Consider the following 16,636-nt stretch of genomic DNA (forward strand, 5'->3'; position numbering starts at 1 on the left):
GCGACCTTCAGAATTTTTTGGATCTCAGCATCGTGCTGCGAGTAGGTTTCCCGGACGGCTTGAGTCAGGGCTGTGGTGGATTTGACCACCTCATTCAGGCTTTGTGTCAGGCTCATTGCAACTGATCCTTTTCAATAGTGTGGCGTTGAATGGTGAGAAGTGAGGATGCAAGAGACGCACCCAAAATAAGCTGCTCGGTGCGGGTGTTCGTTTGGTGGTCAGCCATGCCTTCCAGCACCTCAATCCGGCGCAGCAACTCGGCCTGACCAGTCTGAGCAATGGAAAGCGCCTTGCTCAGACTGCGCACGGTATGATTGAGCTGAAAGTTTTCGTGTTGCAGAGCAATCATAGAGGTGGCTGTGCCCGCAAACTCCTCGCCAAAGAAGAGCTGAAGGTCCACATCACCGGATACTTGAATGACGTTTTGCGGAAGCCCAGTGAGGGCAAGCACAAAGGAAAAAACAATCGGTACGCCTGGGGTGTATTGAGCTAATGGCGTGTCAGGGTCTGACCATACGGCCAGCAAGGTGCCGTCCTCTAACATCACACCAAGCTCAGCCAGTGTGAGCCCGGTGTTCCCGTCAATCTTGGCCGTGATCTCCATCTGAAAATCATCCAGATAACGAGATCCAATTATCTCGGTACGGGCTTTCTCTGATTTTAGACTGTTCTCATTGCCTGTTGGCGTATAACGCGAAGTGCCAAAGGCCAGGTGTGTGATCCTGGCATGAAGGCCAGCGTCTGAGGCATCAAAGATGGATCGCATGCCAGCGCGCGTAAGTGTTGGATTAATGGCCTTAAGGCTCATGTCAAAAGCTCTCCATGAAGTGAAAGAAAGGAATGCCCGCGACCAGTTGCGGCACAACCAAGAACGGCCCCTATTTGCGGGAGAACCGGCTCAGCTGTTTGCGCCACGAAAGCAACACCACGCGCCATTGTGCCTGCGCTCAGCGTTGCACCGCTTTCGGGCAAAACCGTTGCGCCCATCGGTTGTGTGAAGGCGTTGGAACGGCCCGCTAATCCAAGATTGAGCGTACTTTCAAATTCCGCACCAAGCTCAAAGGTGGTGCCCTGTGACCAGCGCTTGGTAGCGTCCACCATGGTCAGAGCAGCCCTCTGGACCTTCTCATTGAGCAGCACTGCTTCATCTTCAAACAGATGCTCATTGGCGTAGACGGTCAGGTTGTGGGTATCGTGCGGGCCTTCCGGCTCTTGTTGCCACCAGTGTTCAAAGTGCGGGCGAATGCCAATCAGTGACAGGCCGAGGGCCACACCATCGTCGGTGCCTTTGTCCTCGTGCAGCTTCCACACTTCATCAATCAGGCGGCGCACCGCTTCCTCCGGCAGACCGTCTTCTGCAATGAACTCGTCCAGTGAGCGGTCATGGATTGCCAACGGCAAGGCTTCTGTTGAGACCTCATCGGAGTTGCGCTGCATCAGGACAGAAAAGTCGAATTCCGCCGCCATGGCCTCCAATGCATCCACAAAGGCACGGGAGCGCTCTTCATTGATACTGGAGGAAATCAGCGTGTGCGGGAAACGGCGATCCGTCATGATGCCTCCGCCACAAGGTCCACATCGCCAATCACGGCAAACTGGGTTTTGCCAAGCTGGCGAGAGGCCAAATTGCTCACATGCAGATCCACATCCACCACGCCTTCTATGAGCCGAACGGCAGGTGTTAAAGCAGACAAAGCCAGATAGTCACCCAAACGCTGCGACCAGATGAGACCGGCCTTACGAATGGCCTCCTCTGAGGCAGCGTGGGCGGCTTCAAAATCTCCATTGACCTTGAGTGGGCCGGTGATGTGAATCCTTACCAGCTCGGCTGGATGAACGCTCAGTTCATCGCCTTGCGGGCGTTTGCTTTGTGGGTCCAGATAGGCTTTAAGGTCCGCGCAAAACTGGACACCAGGCACGCCGGAGGTCAGCAGCACATAAAGCGCAATGCGTCCCGGTTCTGGTCGGATCACTTCCACATCTGCAATGTCCGGAGAAAAGGCGCGGGCCTGCTGACGATAGCTTTCCTTTGGTCCGGCCTTGGAGATACGATCATGAGCTTTAGCGGCGCGGTAGAGTAACGAGCTGTCGTCTTCTGCTGTTGTGCCGCCTGCGCTGGTCGTCGTGTTGGTCACGCTCACATCGGGATAGCCTGCAGAGATTTGCGTGATCTGGCCGGGGAGCAGGCCATTGGCCTCCGGCCCCGGTTGTGTTGCCGTGGCGCGGCCACTTAATGCGACTTTGCCTGCCTTCAATACCTGCTGGTCATCCAGCGCAAATGAAACTTCTCCGGCGCTGATTTCCAGCCCACGGGGCAAGATAAGGTCGGTTCCTCGTGGGGTCTCCAGTGTGAAGGCAAGCTCCACCCGTGCAGGTTTGGATTTGAGACGAAACGTGCCGTTGTTGGCGGCGGCCACATCCAGTGAGTGCCCCTTGGCAAACAGCAGCCAGCGCTTGTCGGCGGCATCCTGGCCTTCTTTGCCCAGCAGCGACAGGCCGTAGGAAAGTAGGTTGATGAGCAGCATCTCATAGTGAGCCGGATAGAGCTTGCGCTGTGGCCCGTCCGGGTGGGTTTCCCACCACGCCACCAGCTTTTCCTTCCAGGCTTTGGCCGAGGTGGTGAAGTGCTGCGGTGGTCCGCGCCGGATCAGCTCATCAGTGGTTAGGGTTTTGATGAGGTTTACCATCACTCAGCCCTCATCAGATCAACATCTGTGCGCTGAATATCGGAAAGTACATCAGAACGTGGACGCCAGAAAATGGAGGCTGCGAAATAAGCAAGGCCGAGTTGTTCAACGTCTACGCGGTCAAGCAGAACACGCGGCTCCCAGCGGGTAATGCCCTCCCAGATCTCTTTGGAAATGCCCGGAATGGCTTTTGCTGGCACGCGGTCAATATAGCTCAGAGCATCGCAGAATTGCTCAGGCTCAGTAGGCACAGAGAGCTTGGGCGTCAGGCAGATAATGCGGATGGCCTGGGCCAGATCATCAAGCCCTTCGACCGCTTCATTCCACGGCGCATCGTCTTCCTGCGCTAACTTAATCTGCCAATGGAGGGGATCTAAAACCATCGCCCGCAAACATCCTTGCTAAAACTTCTCGTTGTAGGCAAGGTATCGTGCGGGCGTGGATCAGGTTACGGAAGTGTTCCGTAAATGGAATAGAATTAGTTAGCTGAATTACTAAGACAAAGATTAGCCAGCAGACTGAGCAAAACCGCCTACGAACCCACCGATTAGCGCTCCAAATTTTCCATATTTTTCTGCACTAATATCGCCATTGCTATTATCAATTTCTTCTTCAATAGTGCTTTTATCTAATGCATCAAACTTCTGGGTTTGGATCAACGATATTCCATATGATGTCAGTTGCACACCGATATGATGAAATGAGCCGCTTAGCGTTTTATTGTTCGAGCTCATAGAGATTAACCCCTCTCGTTCCATCCAATCGAGAACATCAGAAAAGATTTGAAATTTCGCTTCACCCTCAAGAGAGGTACCTTTGTAAAAATCCTGAGCTTGGTTAGATGAAATATCGGTCTTTGAAAGGCCTTTTTCATAAAGAAAATGGAGTATTTTACCAACCAATTGCTGATGTAACTTCAGGTTTGACATAATAATTCCCCTATAACAAAATATTTACTCTTTTAGCACGTTAACTTTAGAGATAATCGCAATGGAACTCAAAGAATTTGTGACACAAAGTCTTCAGCAAATACTAGAGGGGGTTCGAGAAGCCCAAACTGTAGAAGGCGGTGACAACATCAATGCAGGACTTCAGGGTATCAAGCTCGACGGTAATTTGATTAACGGAGGTACATACGGTGTCTTTTCGGTGGTTGAGTTTGATGTTGCAGTTAGTGCTGAGCATAGTGGAAGTGGAAAAGCAGCCCTAAAAGTTTTTGGAGTTGGTGTCGAAGGTGGTGGGCAAACCGCCGCAAGCTACGCAAATAAGATCAAATTTAGTGTGCCCGTGAGATTACCAGATGGTGATCCATCGAGAGTGCAGCAACAAACCGCAAAACGGGCTGCGCTACCACGACAAACAAAAGCACTAAGCGGCAGAAATAGGTAGATTAAACCACCACTCCCGTCTGCGCAGGCCCCGGCGTAATATCCTTATGCTTATGCGTCTCACCCACTTCTTTGCCGTTGTGGGTGACGCTGTCACCTTCCATCTTTATCGTGCCCTTAAGTTCAATCAGATCCGCCTCAAAAGTGATCTTAGGCGCCCCTTTGACCCTCATCTCACCAGTGGTCTTGTTGTAAAAAATCTCCAGCGGCCCGAATACTTCATGGACGACATTCGGATCATTTGAAGGTGGGGCATCTTCATCAGACCAGACAGCCCCACCAATCACGCCATCCTCACCATAGGCATCCAGCAGGCACCAGACTTGAGTGCCGACTGCGGGCATATCGTAGCTCTTCTGCCCTTTGGTATTGCGCTGGCTGACAGAAAGCCAGGCAGATGCATTGCCGTCTTCGTCCTGAAACTCAACCTGTGCCCGCCCGTCTTTTCCGTGCTTGGTTAGCGTGCCACGCTTAAACGGGCTGGAGCTTTCACCGTCAGTTATCCTCGACATCGAAATTTACACCTTTGTCTTTTCTTCGAAAAAATCGTCTTAAGTCAGGTACTAAGAGCACGCCGATAACTGCACCAATTGCCGCGAATAATGCTGTGCCAGCGAAGGCGGTCCCAAGCATTGCTACTCCAATGCTGCTTCCTAACCATGCTCCGACACCACCACCGATAGACCCGCCCGCAATTCGCCCCTTGGACTGATAAGCTTTAGATTGGAGCGGTCGGGCAAAACGGCTTTTAAAATACTCCATTTTCAGGAATCCTCTCTGGCTATAGGTTGCACTTAGACCTCTTGCATATCTGGATTCCTGAAACTGCGAACTACTCAAAACAGGGTTGGCGAGAGTGTCACAGAAACCTAAAATGTCTGTCCTTGCGGTTTCGAAAGATCCTGCACCGGCTCATCAAACAGCCCTGAATCACTACCGGACTTCGTGCCTTTAGCAGAAGCCTTGCGCACCTTGCCGTCCTGGCGGATCGCCTTCAGTTCCAGCTGGGTCGTGTACTTGCCGCGTGAGATCTTGTGCACGGCTTTGTGCACCAAATAAAGGGCCGCGTATTTTCCAAAGGTTGCACCCAGAGCGACAACTTGTCCGGCAATCATCAGAGGATCACCTACCACAGTGAGGCCTGCTACCAGGCCATCTTCATTGGCTTTGGCAAGGCGAGACTTTGCGATGGTTTTAGCTTCTGTCTCATCTTCCACGCGTTCATCTATGGTGAGCGTATCGCCGGACTTGATGGAAAGATCCTGCGCCTCTCCCGTGATCAGTTTCTTTTTTTGGCCGTGAGTATAGGCAACCTTGGCTTTGCTGTAGGTCTGGTGCGTTTTATCGGTGGCCTTCCAATTGATTATGGTTGTGCCATCCGCCAGCTCGAAAGTGATTGTTGCCTCACGCTTTTCCAGATCATCGCGTTTATAAAATACCAGCTGCTTGTCTTTGATGGCAAAGAAATAGCCGTAGTCTTCAGCAAGGCGCTTGAGGAACTGGAGGTCGCGCTCACGGCGCTGGCGCTTATAGCGAAACTGAATCTCTTCGATCTTGCCTGAGACCGTGTAGCCAAGCCCCTTGGCAATGTCTTCAATCACCTTCTTGAGCGTGGTTTTCTCAAAGGCCTTTGATTTTTTGGTGCGCTGCTCGGAGCTGTAATAAGCTGAGGTGGCTTTAAAACTGAGACGGTCATTCAGCCGTGAGCCTTGCGCTTCAGGAATGTCCACCTCAAACTCGCCGCAGGGCATGGGTGGAAACCCTTGATAACCAATACTTGCGATGACCTTATCGCCTTTCTCCGGTCGCCATGGACCACGCCACAACCCGCTGTCGTCGCGCAAAGTGACGGATACCTCATCCGCTTTGCCATGTAGGTTATCTGTCCAGGCAAAATCAATCAGATGCGGGGCAAGACTGTCTGCCACTTCCACGCCGTTGATCTTGAGAGAAAGAAATGGTTCACGCAGATCCATAACCTAGCCCTGCGCGGTGCCGCGCTTCCAGGGCGGCAACAGGTTTGTGTCCAGCGGATCTTGTTCAATCACTGGAATACGCAAGGTCAGACGCGGGGGCAGGATTGCAGGGATCTTTGCGATTTCCTCCGGGAATAAGTGACGGTTCTCTGTGATCAGAAGGTCCATCATTTCCGGGTCACGATAATAAACCCAGGCGATGGTATCCCAGCGCTCTCCAGGCTCGCTCACATGCTCCAGATAATCACCGGTTGTTATTGCCATCACCTGAGCCTCTTAATCAATGGGTTCAGCAAGGCAACGGCTGCACCGGCAATGCCAACACCACCAAGGCTTAAGGCGCTGCCGGGAACTTCCACCAGCTGAATACTGGCAGAGATCCGCACAATGCGCCCGCTCTGAGTGGTCTTATGGGTGGTGCCTTTTAGCTCCTTGATAAAGTAGTGCTTACCCAGAAACCCTCTGCCGCCTGGAATAAACGGCAAGATATTGCCAGCGACTTTAGCAGCAACTAAACGAGCATACTCAGCTTCAGGCCTACAGAAACTCTCATCAAAGAAGAAGGAGAACGAACGGCGGTCTAAGGCTTCTCCGCCCTTCTGTGGTACGGGTTTGCCCCGTACCACTTTGTGCTCGTGGAAATCATTGGCAAGGGTTTCATCTGCCGCCGTGGGGCCTGTCATCACGCTGGTAGTACCCAACTGAAAATCTCCAAGGCTGGCAAAAATCATCTAAAACTCAAGCCTCTTTTTCTCGTCCATCTTGCGCAAAAGAAGGTCCATGAATTCTTCCGCTTTATCTTCCATCACCTCGGCAATTTCTTCTTTGGTAATGGATGCTCCTGAACCTACTGTGATCTGAGGGGCAAAGGTGACGGATATGGTTCCGCCAAAGCCTGAAGCGCCAGACCCGCCCGAACCACCCGCCGCTTGCAGAGCTTGAGCGGGCGGAATGATCGCTTGCGGAGCAGAGGCAGCCAGAGAAGGTGAAACGGTTGCCGTGCTGAGTGTGGCGGCCGCCATGGTGGCAGCGGCGGCCTTGCGCATTGCCTTGACCATAGGCGCGGGTTTGATAGATCCTGCAATGGTCTCACCAAACTTGAGGCGGTGAATATCAGAAAGCGGCCCCATCTTTGCCGGAGAGGATGGCAGATGGTCGCGCAGGATCTGTGTGACCTGGCGCATCTCGTCCACCAGCAGATGAGCCCGTGAGCGCATCCCTTTAGCAATCGTCTCCATCATGCGCTGGCCGTGATAGGCAAAGTCCACACCGCCAAGCATGTTGTCGACTTGGGCAATGGCAGCTTTGCTGGATGCGTGAAGCGCTTCGACTGCCGCGCTGGCCTTTTCCACCTCCGCAAGACCCATGGGCGATTGCTCCTGCTGGCTAAACCCGGAGTGGCCCTCAAGTTGTCGCGATAGGTCCATCATCTTTTGTGCATGAGAGGCAAATTCACCGCTACCAGAGGCAATCGCAGCAAGTTTTTGCTGATAGGTCTCAAGATTCATCTGACCGGACTGCAGGGCCTCTGTGAGCGCCAGACCTTCTACAAAGTCATCAGACCAGCCGTTTTCGGCAACTTCGGTCAGCTGATCAATAAAGCGATCGGCACCCTCCGGGCCGGTCACTGCCGACCAGAGCGAACTTGCCATATCAGCGAGGGATTTAAGGGTCTCTCCAACAGTGGTCGCAAGCGTTTCACCTGCACTGCCGATAGCATCAAAAATGACAGACAATTTCTTCCAGGCAGTGTCTGCAAAGCCTGTCAGTTTGCTCCAGAAGTTTGAGAAGACATCCATCTTTGGCAGCCATGCCCCAGTAAAGAAGGAGATAAGCCCTTCTTTCATCTCCGCAAAACTGGGGAGCTTGAATTCTGGCAGGTTGGGCCAGACCCAATCTGGCAGCCAGCCCAGCTTGAAGAAATCAATGAACGCCTGTTTGATTTCAGTGAAACTTGGCAGCTTCAGGTCTGGAAACTTCGGCCACTTCCAACCTGTAAACGTGGCCTTGATTTCAGCCCACTTGCCCGAGATTTTGGTTTTAAGACCTGTCCAGAACTCGTCAAACCATGCCGTGATCTTGCTCCAGTTGGTGATGATCAACCCAAGAGGCGTCCACTTAAACAGCTGCTTCAGCCCCTCCCATGCGTCTGAGGCTGTTTGCTTGATGCCTTCCCAAAGTTTGCTGAGCCAGCTTTTAATGGTGCTCCAGTTGGAAATGATCATGCCTAACGGCGTCCAGGAAAAGACAGTTTTAAAATGCTCCCAAAGGATGCTTGCTTTGTCTTTAATCCACTCCCAAGCATCCACCAGCCAAACAGAGACCACGTCCCAGTTGTCATAGATAAGCCACGCGGCTGCAGCCAGAGCGGCTACCACAGCCACGACTATCAATATAGGCCAGCCAACGGCGGCAATACCGCTCCCCAACGCAACCAATCCAGCTCCCAGTTGTACAAAACCGGTCACAATCCCTGTAAGCGTTGAAATAATTGGAATGGCAATCATAACAGCTGCGAGATTATTCCAACCGCCCAACATATCTGAAGCCCACTTAAGACCGCGACCAATACTTTTAAGAACACCCCAGAGGGCCACGCCAAAGGTCCACAAGGCTTCCAAAGTTGTAATTATGTTAGCGCTGACTTCATCGGCTAGATCCTGCATAGACCCGCCCGATTTCATAGTCTCGAACCCGTCCAGAAACCCTTGTAGTTTCTCTTTGGCCCAGTCAAATACCCCTGCGTCTGCAATCATAAGCCGGAAATCCAACCAACGCCCCATCAGGTTAGAAACCGTGCCATCCCATGTTTTGGAGAGTTTTTCTGAAGAACCTGAAGCTCTGGTTCCCATCAATTCAACGAGTTTTGAAATCGCCTCTCGGCCAAGTTCTCCATTGGAGGCCATTTCCATTAGAGTAGCAGAGCTTTTGCCGGTTGCTTTGGAGAACATATCCCAGACTGGAACACCACGCTCCATCAACTGATTGACTTCTTCGGCTTGTAGCTTTCCCTTAGCCCATGCTTGACCAATAGCAGTAACAATGCCTTGCAACTGCTCAGCGCCACCGCCACTCATAGCCATAGTATCTGTTAACGCCTGAAGGCTTCCGTTGGTGGGCTCAATTCCAAAGTTTTTAAGCTGCTTATAGGATTCAACAACATCGGGAAGCAATAAGGGGGTTTTATCTGCGAAGGTTCTAATCCACCCCAAGGCCTGTTCAGCTTTGGCCTCAGAACCCTCCAACCCCTCAAGCTGAACCATGTAATTTTCCATCTGTGCAGCTGGTCCAACCACAGTCCCGGCAGCTGCTCCTGCAATCGCACTCGCCCCGGCAAACAAGCCGGTCCCGACCGCTGCCCCACGCGCAATCTTCCCACCGCCGCCTTTGACAAGCGCACCACCTTTTTGAAGACTGGCACTCGCTGTTCTTACTTTTTTGATTGCACGGCTTAAAAACCCGACCTTGCGCACCGCTTCACTTGTCTTACCAACAAAGCGACCCATGGCATCTCTGGCTCGGTTTGTTTGCCCAGCCATGACACCGGCACCTTTAGCAACCGCGTCAGTGGCGCGGGCGGCTTTCTGGGTTGCCTGAGCGACTTTATCTGCTGCCTTAGCGGTTTTGCCCGTCGCTTTTTCTAGTTTTTGGGTGGCTTTGGCTTGTTTGCTCGCAGACTTAACCTGACCCTTTTGCAGTTTGTCCTGGGCTTTAAGTTGCTTTGCCATAAGCGTGTTAAAACGCAGAAGCTTGCGCATCTTTTTCGATGCACGGTCCTTAAATTCAGCGGTAATTCCAAGGCGCATAGCTGTTCCCCGACATCACCGCCGAGAGGCAGCCTCGACGGCTTTGCGCTCAGCCTCAGCCCGCGCCTCATCCAGCGCTACCTGCTGGTCAAAGTGAGATAGGAATTCAATTTCCAGAAGGTCATCAAGGTAACCGGGGGACCATCCCCGGTTGACCATGTAGGTGTGGCACTCAAGCGTTGACAGCGCTAAGCCGCTGCCGTGCTCCCGTTTCCCTCATCATCCTCTTCAAGCTCCTCATCTGAGCCGCCAAAGATTTCGCCCATAAGCTCATTGGCATCTTCCATGGGGATGTAAGTTCGCCAGTCGGCTTCAGAAAGCTTCTCGCCGTCAAAGGTACAGACCTTGCAGATGTAAAGAATTTGCGCCTTGGCGATCTTGTTCTTCGCCATAGCAAGAACCTGCGTCCATGCACCATGCTTGCGGAACTTTGGGAACTCTACGATCACTTGAGTTTGCGGCAGCGTGAACGTTGCATCACCCTGATTGGCTGCCCGGTAGGCCTTTAATTTGCCAATAACACCGGTGTCTTTTGCTGCCTCAGGCTGGGCCGTTTTCTTATCGCTCTGGTTGTCCATGGTGCACCTCTTTCTAAAATCAGGGATCAGTCCTTAAAACGCAAAAAGCCCCCGCGCGATTAAGCAACGGGGGCTTTCAGGTCGCGGTCTATGAAGACCGTTATGAACTTATCTGCGCCACATCTCGCCGGAAGAGTTCCGCACTGAACTGGCAAACACGTCCACCTCAAACAGCGGCTTGTTGCTGTCGTGGATACGCTGGACCAGACGCGAGATAGACAGCTCATGGGTCATCTCTTCTGGATCGCCGTTCTTGCTCTCGCCCAGCTCATGAGCAAAGAAACGAACCTGCAAGATAGTGACCAACGTATAGGATTGCTCCAAATCCGCCCCGTCCGCACTGTTCACGTCCACATACTTGTGCAGCTGGATAGTCTGTGTCTTCGTGGGGTTTAAGAAGGCTTCCTGCAACTCCGGATCCACACTGCTCATGGTGATTTCACCGGTAAGCGCTTCCAGCGTTCTGGTTGGAGCCTTATAAACGGCCACCTGACCCAGTGTTTCAATATCTACCGTCTTCCATTCAATCTTGGGCATTTTGAAAGACTTGGCGAGCCCCACAAGGGTGTTGTCGCCCAGATAAATATCAGAGTTGGTAATCTGCCCAAAGCGACCGCGATAATCAGCCATTGATCATCCCTTTCTTTGCTTAAGCCGCGTCTGACTGGGAAAGCCCCAGTGCATCGGCCAGAAGGTTGATGTTGAGGGAGCGGCGCACGGTGATGGTCTCCATGATGCCGGTCGGGGCAAACTCAAGCGTATAGTGGAACCAGCCGTCAGCTGCATAAGCAGCGCTCATCTTCTCCCGGTCAAAGGCAAACCGGAAACCGGAAAGCTCAGGATCACGACTGCCCGTCTTGCCAATCCCCCAGGCATTGATGGCATCTTCTATCTGCTCAATACGGGGCAGAGAGCCCACGCGATCCTTTTTCTCATCAAGGAAATGCAGAACCGCTTCGTCCAGGACGTCTTGCGTGTACTGGGCGTGGAAGAAGGTCAGCATAGAAGTCTTGGTGGGATAGCCAGCATTGCGGTTACCAGAGGTATGCGGGCCTTTACCAAAGCGCTCTTCAACGGAGATAATCCCGTTAGAACGGGTGACCTGCGTATCGCTGGTGCCGTCACCGGGTACATAAAGCACCTCTTGTGCAGCGCCCTCAATGCCTTTGACAGGCCGGTTGGAGGGGCTGTGGTGATAGCCGTATTCCATCACACTCATGAGCACGGTACCCATCAAGTAAGCAGAGTAATGATCTGCAATTACTTCACCGGCTTGAGCCGAGGTATCATCCAGGTTGACCGTTTCCATCATTGGCCAACACAGGTTGACGCGGGTGTCGTTGGTCTGGAAATCAAACGACCCGCTCGGCCCGCGTGCTTCCACAAGCTGCTGCAAGGTTGCTCCAAAAGGCGCGTCCCAATAACAGCGGGCGCGAATGCGTGCACAAATTGCCGCCATCTCAGCGCGTACACCCGTTAGACCGTCAAAGCCGGGAGCCCCAATGTTCTTCGGGAACCAGCCAAAACGCTGATAACAGGAATAAGCCAGCTTCAATCCGCTTGGATTGCCCATGGCATCAAAAGCACCAATGATATCCAGTGCACCAACCTTGCTTGGGTCGGGCTTGCCTGCCTCATCTTTATGGGTAGCCGGATCAAACACATTGACCACGCAAATGGTGCCGATACCGCGTGTTTGGGACTGCTTGAACATTGCCCGCAGTTTTTGCGGCAGCGTATAGCCATCGCGAAACGGGCCGAAATGCTTAGCAATATCCTTCTCACGCCGAATGATAATAGGCTTGTTGATGTACTTGGCCTGCTTCTCGGGAGCGTCATGCACTTCGTGAATGGGAGCAGTGCCAACCAGAAAAGCAGTCGCCGCCTTCAGCTCACGAACCAGGACACCATCTTCATTGGCATCAACAACCTCAGGTCCAAAAATACGCTCAGCCATTGGACGCCTCCGCAAGTTTTGTCAGGATGCCACCGCAGACCCACGCTGCAATTGTTGGGTGGTTTGATGGCAGCGTGTAGGTTTTACCGGGAGAGAACATGCCCTCAAAGAACACAACATGTTCTCCGGCAGTGTTTTTTGCTTTCAGCTGAACCGATTGCACCGGGCCGCTATAAGCATAATCGCAGAAATGCGCGGGAGCCGTGTCTGTTGCACTCATGGCTCTGGTCCTCCTATTGTGATTGAGATTGTCGTGAAATGGGTAGAACCGGACGACGCGGTCCCTGATGGTCAGAGATACTGCGTGCCTGACAGCTCACTTCCATTTGCCAGCGCCACATGTTCGGGGCGTGCTCCACCAGATCCTCACGCTCAAGCATGAGAGCGCTGGCCCCGACTAATGGGAAATTCTGCAAAGCGGTCCGGCAGCGCTCTAACGCTGTATAGGCTCCATGCTCTCCCTCCAGAGAGGTAAGGCTCAGCGCGATTGCAAAGCGCATGGCACGCGATTGTGTGGTGTGGTTCAGGTTGTTGTCGCTGGCGTATCGTGCCCCGGAATAGTGGACCAAGGCCGACATCTGGAAGTTAGCAAGATCAAATTCCTCCGGCTTGGAGGGAAACCCGCCCACATAAGCAATGGAAGGCAGATAGAGTTTGAGGCGCTCAACAATCTGGTCCTGAAGGTTTTCAATCTGATTCATTGATACCCCTCCAAAACACTGCCTGCACGGCCTTCGTCAAAAGAGGCAGAGACACCGCCGGTTGCAGGCTCTAAGCCTCCGCTCACTTCAAGCCCCAGATCCACGCGGCCTGCTTGAACATCCTTTAGCCAGGACAAACAGTCCCGGTAACGGTTGCGGGTTTCTTCTTCGACCGCGTTGGAGTGATGACGCCGCTCGCGCAGGTAATAAATACCAAGGTCAGAGACAACGCCCTTTAAGGCTTCTGGGGCATCAACGGGTTCAATGGTCTTCAGGGCAGCAAAGCGACCATAAAGATAACCGCCCGCCATAGCTTCAGCTCGGCCAAGCTGCGCTTCCACACGAGGGCGGTCGATATGTCGGCCACCCGCAGAGTTCGGTCCGCCAATCCCGGCAACAGCAAGCAAGTTGCTTTCTTCATGCCTTAAGATGAACTCATCCACCGTTAGGAAGCGCAGCTTTGTCATGGCTCTAACGCTCCTGCTTAAGCCTGTTCGCCGTTTGCGGGCGCTTTGGCCTGCAAGTCGGCATGAATGGCTTTAATCTCATCTGCTGACACATCAAATTTGGTGAGCAGCTCAACGGCCTTCACTTTGGGAGAGCCGTCCTTGGTGAAGTCGGCCTCGGATGTAAGTCTGGAGATGGCCTCAAGGATTGCTGCCTTGCGCTCGTCAGTGGATACTTCAATGGCAGCCGGGTCTGGCGCTTCGGCCTCACTAAGAATGCCAAGGGCTTGCAAGGTCTCGGCCTGTGCTTCTGTCATATCGACGGTGTCGCCCGGTTCATAGCGAGTGCCGTTGTGGCGCAGTGCTGCCAGCACCGGATAGGTGTTTGTCTCAGGGTCCATCTTGGTTACTCCCGATTGTTACAATTGAAATGGAGGGGGATGGGGCTGCATATCGGCCCCACACAGATGCAGGAGCTTTAAGCCGCCGCCGCGTTTTGAATTAAGAACCCGGCCCGTTTGGCGACGATGATCTCTTTGACTTCTTCACCAGAGCGCACCAGCTTACCGCCGCGCAGACCCATATTTGCAGGCAAAGTACCTGCCACCTTTTTGCCAAACTGCGCGGTGAAGCCGAAGGTCAACCCGCCGCTGCTATCAGCTGCCCTGTTGATGAATTGCCCGGCCACGATATTGTCCCACACACGAGCAAGAACCGGGTTTTCACCAGGCCGCTTGATGTTGACGCGGCTTTCACCGACCAAAATCCGTTTGACTTCCAAAAGCTCAGCAACTTGCTCTTTGGTCGCGCGGCCCTGATCGCCCGAATTGCCATGTATTGCTTTCACGACTTTGGGGTGTTTGCGAAATGCCCGCCAGGACACATGACCAAACGCCAACTGGTTTGGTTTTTGCCAGCACGTTGACATCATATCTTCAATGAGAGTGATCGGGTCACTGTCAGGGTCGTTAAACAGATCTGAGCCTGACAAAGCTTCCACATGGTCGGGGTGATAGTTCGCCGGGTCTTTGACCAGGTTGGCACAGCGCACCTCCCGGTCGAGCATAACGATATCTGTAGCGCGTTCGGTTGCCCGGTTTTCGGGGTTCCATTTGTTGCGTTTGGCTTCTTCAATGGTCACATTGTCAAGCGGCACATCAATGCCAAAGGCATCAACTGAGGCATCTTTTTCTGTGCCGCCAATTTCAACCTGATTGGGAGCAGAGCGACGCCCTACACGGGTATCAGGGAGAGAAAAGTCCTCGCCCTCGCTATACTCTTTGTATTTGAAAGAGCGGGAGGTTGGGACACGCGGCAACACCTCGTCACCAATCAAAGTGTAGTCCGGATTTTTGTAGGCAATGGCGATGGCCGTCATCACCGCGCTTTCGGTAAACTGGTCAGTGGCAGACATAAAAGATCATCCTTAAAACAGATCAATACGAGGGAAATGAGCTGGAGACTTAGCCGGTGATGTAACCGGGCAGCACGTGCATGTCGGCCACCACACCAGCCTTGGCTGAGCACATGGCATGGCCTGCAATGGGAACGGTTTCGCCATCTGCTGGATTGGCCTTAACGGCGCGACCTTGCGCATCTGCGATCAGCGGATCGCCAAAGGCCACATCGCCGCCAAACTTCACAGCGCGAATGTCATCGTGATAAACATCAAGGCGAGCTTTATCCTTTGCCCCGCGTACGCCAGAGACCCCGAGGATCTTGTCCCCTACAGTGGCTTGTTTGACGTGGCCGTCCTTAGTACCTGGCGCAATCAGGCAGTACTGATCTGCAACGCCCTGACTGGTGTAGTTTTTGATGAGCCCGAATTGCTGCATCTGAAATCTCCAATAAAGTTGAAATGAGGAAGCGGGTTAGAGCGGCTTAGACTGCAAAACCGTGCTTCTTGCGCACATGCAACACAGCATCACTGGTGGAGACCTCAATCCCGGCCTCGCGCTGACCTGCTTGAAATTCAACAGCCTCACGAGCAATGGTCTCAGTATCAGTCGTACCATCAGCGGGCGGGTCGCTAAGGTCTGTCTCGCCAAACTCAACGATTTTGGGCTGGACTTTGAAAAGGTCTTTGGTCAGACCAAGCAAGTCTTGCGTTTTGGTGGTATCACCATCGGCAAAATCTACTGAGCCCGCATAGTTACCCGCCAGACCATCAAGAAGGGCCACCACACGGGGTTTGTGGCTGGTTGCCAGTCGGCCTTCATTGATAAGGTCTTCTGCAAAGTCCCCATGCTCTTTGTGGCGGGCCTCACTCTCGCGCTTATTCAGCTCATCTTCGCGGGCTTGCAGGGTTGCTTCACGAGCGGCAAACTCAGCGCTCTGGGGTGTCTTTGGATTGGGCACCGGGTCATCCTTTACTGGAGGGTTTGAAAAGTCATCTGTGACGGGCTCAGGGGTGGTTCCGGCATCATCGATCCAGCTGATCTCCCAGTCTGAGATCACTCTGTCGGCAGTCTCCAGGCCGTGCTCTTCAATGAAAAAATCACGGATACGGCGAAACACGCTGGCCACGTCCTTAAAGGCGCGGTCGCCAAATTCGATTGTGAGCGTGTCGTCATCACCCTCTGCAAACTCGACAGGCTTGAGACCAGAGACAGCAGGTGCGGCACCGCCTAAGAAGCCCACATGGCGCGGGTAAAGCTCATCGCCTGCTGGATTGCTGGAGGCTCCGGGCTGGAAGAAGCTCATGGAGATTTTCTTGTAGCGGCCTGTTTCCACGGCCTCGCTAAAGTCTGGATCAAGTTCGCCCACTTTCGCAATCAAGCGCTCAGCTGCGTCATCGTAGGAAAAGCTCTGGACCCAGCCATAGGCCGGATCGTTGGTTTTGGGGTGACCCACCACAACCGGCACCGGGTTGGCGTTGGCATCATAACGCTTGGCCAGAGCACTCAGCTCGTCTCCGGTAATGGAAAACGATGTACCACCCATGCTGGTAAACGTTCCCGGACGAAACACTTCAATCTGTTTGGTTGTGGTCTGCTGGCCGCGTTTCGGCATTTGGGCGCTCTCCAACGAGTAATCTCAAGTTGAAGGCAGTTTCGCAGGTAGAACTAAAATGAGCGCCGGAACTGCATCCGAAGCT

The 16,636-nt window shown here is 53.2% G+C and carries 23 protein-coding genes; 1 reads left to right on the plus strand and 22 read right to left on the minus strand.

The features are described from left to right. Nucleotides 1-112: 112 nt before the first annotated feature. The 5 genes from PsW74_RS18170 to PsW74_RS18190 form a co-directional block, all read right to left on the minus strand. Entirely contained in the window at nucleotides 113-808 is a 696-nt protein-coding gene (locus PsW74_RS18170; protein ID WP_063288048.1) for a phage tail protein, read from the minus strand. Further along, nucleotides 805-1,554, minus strand: a complete 750-nt coding sequence (locus PsW74_RS18175) for a phage tail protein (RefSeq protein WP_063288049.1) — start codon at nucleotides 1,552-1,554, stop codon at nucleotides 805-807. The genes PsW74_RS18170 and PsW74_RS18175 overlap by 4 nt, the downstream gene beginning before the upstream one ends. After that, nucleotides 1,551-2,687, minus strand: coding sequence for a baseplate J/gp47 family protein (locus PsW74_RS18180; protein ID WP_063288050.1), 1,137 nt, complete (start codon nucleotides 2,685-2,687; stop codon nucleotides 1,551-1,553). The genes PsW74_RS18175 and PsW74_RS18180 overlap by 4 nt, the downstream gene beginning before the upstream one ends. Then, nucleotides 2,687-3,070, minus strand: coding sequence for a baseplate (locus PsW74_RS18185; protein ID WP_208988057.1), 384 nt, complete (start codon nucleotides 3,068-3,070; stop codon nucleotides 2,687-2,689). Before PsW74_RS18185 ends, PsW74_RS18180 begins: the two co-directional genes overlap by 1 nt. Nucleotides 3,071-3,193: 123 nt before the next feature. Beyond that, a complete protein-coding gene (locus tag PsW74_RS18190; RefSeq protein WP_063288051.1) occupies nucleotides 3,194-3,616 on the minus strand; it encodes a hypothetical protein in 423 nt (140 codons plus the stop codon). Between the two features lie 61 nt (nucleotides 3,617-3,677). Here PsW74_RS18190 and PsW74_RS18195 point away from each other — a divergent pair, with 61 nt between their 5' ends. Then, on the plus strand, nucleotides 3,678-4,076 hold the full coding sequence (locus PsW74_RS18195; protein WP_063288052.1) for a hypothetical protein: 399 nt from the start codon (nucleotides 3,678-3,680) through the stop codon (nucleotides 4,074-4,076). A gap of 1 nt (nucleotide 4,077) precedes the next feature. On the opposite strand, the gene PsW74_RS18200 is transcribed toward PsW74_RS18195, so the two are convergent. The 17 genes from PsW74_RS18200 to PsW74_RS18275 form a co-directional block, all read right to left on the minus strand. Beyond that, entirely contained in the window at nucleotides 4,078-4,587 is a 510-nt protein-coding gene (locus tag PsW74_RS18200; protein WP_063288053.1) for a hypothetical protein, read from the minus strand. Next, nucleotides 4,571-4,837, minus strand: coding sequence for a hypothetical protein (locus PsW74_RS18205; RefSeq protein WP_063288054.1), 267 nt, complete (start codon nucleotides 4,835-4,837; stop codon nucleotides 4,571-4,573). The genes PsW74_RS18200 and PsW74_RS18205 overlap by 17 nt, the downstream gene beginning before the upstream one ends. Nucleotides 4,838-4,944: 107 nt before the next feature. After that, a complete protein-coding gene (locus PsW74_RS18210; protein ID WP_063288055.1) occupies nucleotides 4,945-6,051 on the minus strand; it encodes a contractile injection system protein, VgrG/Pvc8 family in 1,107 nt (368 codons plus the stop codon). 3 nt (nucleotides 6,052-6,054) lie between these two features. After that, the gene (locus PsW74_RS18215; RefSeq protein WP_063288056.1) at nucleotides 6,055-6,315 is read right to left on the minus strand and encodes a hypothetical protein; all 261 of its coding nucleotides are present in this window, start codon (nucleotides 6,313-6,315) and stop codon (nucleotides 6,055-6,057) included. After that, nucleotides 6,315-6,782 (minus strand): phage tail protein, encoded by a 468-nt coding sequence (locus tag PsW74_RS18220; RefSeq protein ID WP_063288057.1) that lies wholly within the window; start codon nucleotides 6,780-6,782, stop codon nucleotides 6,315-6,317. Before PsW74_RS18220 ends, PsW74_RS18215 begins: the two co-directional genes overlap by 1 nt. Then, nucleotides 6,783-9,857, minus strand: coding sequence for a tape measure protein (locus tag PsW74_RS18225; RefSeq protein WP_063288058.1), 3,075 nt, complete (start codon nucleotides 9,855-9,857; stop codon nucleotides 6,783-6,785). Between the two features lie 15 nt (nucleotides 9,858-9,872). Beyond that, nucleotides 9,873-10,016: a hypothetical protein gene (locus PsW74_RS28890; protein WP_193775939.1), complete on the minus strand. Its 144-nt coding sequence runs from the start codon at nucleotides 10,014-10,016 to the stop codon at nucleotides 9,873-9,875. Nucleotides 10,017-10,045: 29 nt separating this feature from the next. Then, on the minus strand, nucleotides 10,046-10,435 hold the full coding sequence (locus PsW74_RS18230) for a hypothetical protein (protein WP_063288059.1): 390 nt from the start codon (nucleotides 10,433-10,435) through the stop codon (nucleotides 10,046-10,048). Nucleotides 10,436-10,543: 108 nt separating this feature from the next. Next, nucleotides 10,544-11,065 (minus strand): phage major tail tube protein, encoded by a 522-nt coding sequence (locus PsW74_RS18235; RefSeq protein WP_063288060.1) that lies wholly within the window; start codon nucleotides 11,063-11,065, stop codon nucleotides 10,544-10,546. Nucleotides 11,066-11,084: 19 nt separating this feature from the next. Beyond that, nucleotides 11,085-12,392: a hypothetical protein gene (locus PsW74_RS18240; RefSeq protein WP_063288061.1), complete on the minus strand. Its 1,308-nt coding sequence runs from the start codon at nucleotides 12,390-12,392 to the stop codon at nucleotides 11,085-11,087. Beyond that, the gene (locus tag PsW74_RS18245) at nucleotides 12,385-12,612 is read right to left on the minus strand and encodes a hypothetical protein (protein ID WP_063288062.1); all 228 of its coding nucleotides are present in this window, start codon (nucleotides 12,610-12,612) and stop codon (nucleotides 12,385-12,387) included. Before PsW74_RS18245 ends, PsW74_RS18240 begins: the two co-directional genes overlap by 8 nt. A gap of 13 nt (nucleotides 12,613-12,625) precedes the next feature. Further along, the gene (locus tag PsW74_RS18250) at nucleotides 12,626-13,093 is read right to left on the minus strand and encodes a Gp37 family protein (protein WP_063288063.1); all 468 of its coding nucleotides are present in this window, start codon (nucleotides 13,091-13,093) and stop codon (nucleotides 12,626-12,628) included. Then, on the minus strand, nucleotides 13,090-13,560 hold the full coding sequence (locus PsW74_RS18255; protein WP_063288064.1) for a DUF1320 domain-containing protein: 471 nt from the start codon (nucleotides 13,558-13,560) through the stop codon (nucleotides 13,090-13,092). Before PsW74_RS18255 ends, PsW74_RS18250 begins: the two co-directional genes overlap by 4 nt. A 17-nt stretch (nucleotides 13,561-13,577) precedes the next feature. Then, the gene (locus PsW74_RS18260; protein WP_063288065.1) at nucleotides 13,578-13,940 is read right to left on the minus strand and encodes a hypothetical protein; all 363 of its coding nucleotides are present in this window, start codon (nucleotides 13,938-13,940) and stop codon (nucleotides 13,578-13,580) included. 77 nt (nucleotides 13,941-14,017) lie between these two features. Continuing rightward, nucleotides 14,018-14,953, minus strand: a complete 936-nt coding sequence (locus tag PsW74_RS18265) for a hypothetical protein (RefSeq protein WP_063288066.1) — start codon at nucleotides 14,951-14,953, stop codon at nucleotides 14,018-14,020. A 49-nt stretch (nucleotides 14,954-15,002) separates the two neighbouring features. Next, a complete protein-coding gene (locus PsW74_RS18270; RefSeq protein ID WP_063288067.1) occupies nucleotides 15,003-15,374 on the minus strand; it encodes a DUF2190 family protein in 372 nt (123 codons plus the stop codon). A 46-nt stretch (nucleotides 15,375-15,420) separates the two neighbouring features. After that, nucleotides 15,421-16,551, minus strand: a complete 1,131-nt coding sequence (locus PsW74_RS18275) for a hypothetical protein (RefSeq protein WP_063288068.1) — start codon at nucleotides 16,549-16,551, stop codon at nucleotides 15,421-15,423. Nucleotides 16,552-16,636 lie beyond the last annotated feature (85 nt).

Source organism: Pseudovibrio sp. W74, from assembly GCF_001623085.1.
Taxonomy (GTDB): Bacteria; Pseudomonadota; Alphaproteobacteria; order Rhizobiales; family Stappiaceae; genus Pseudovibrio.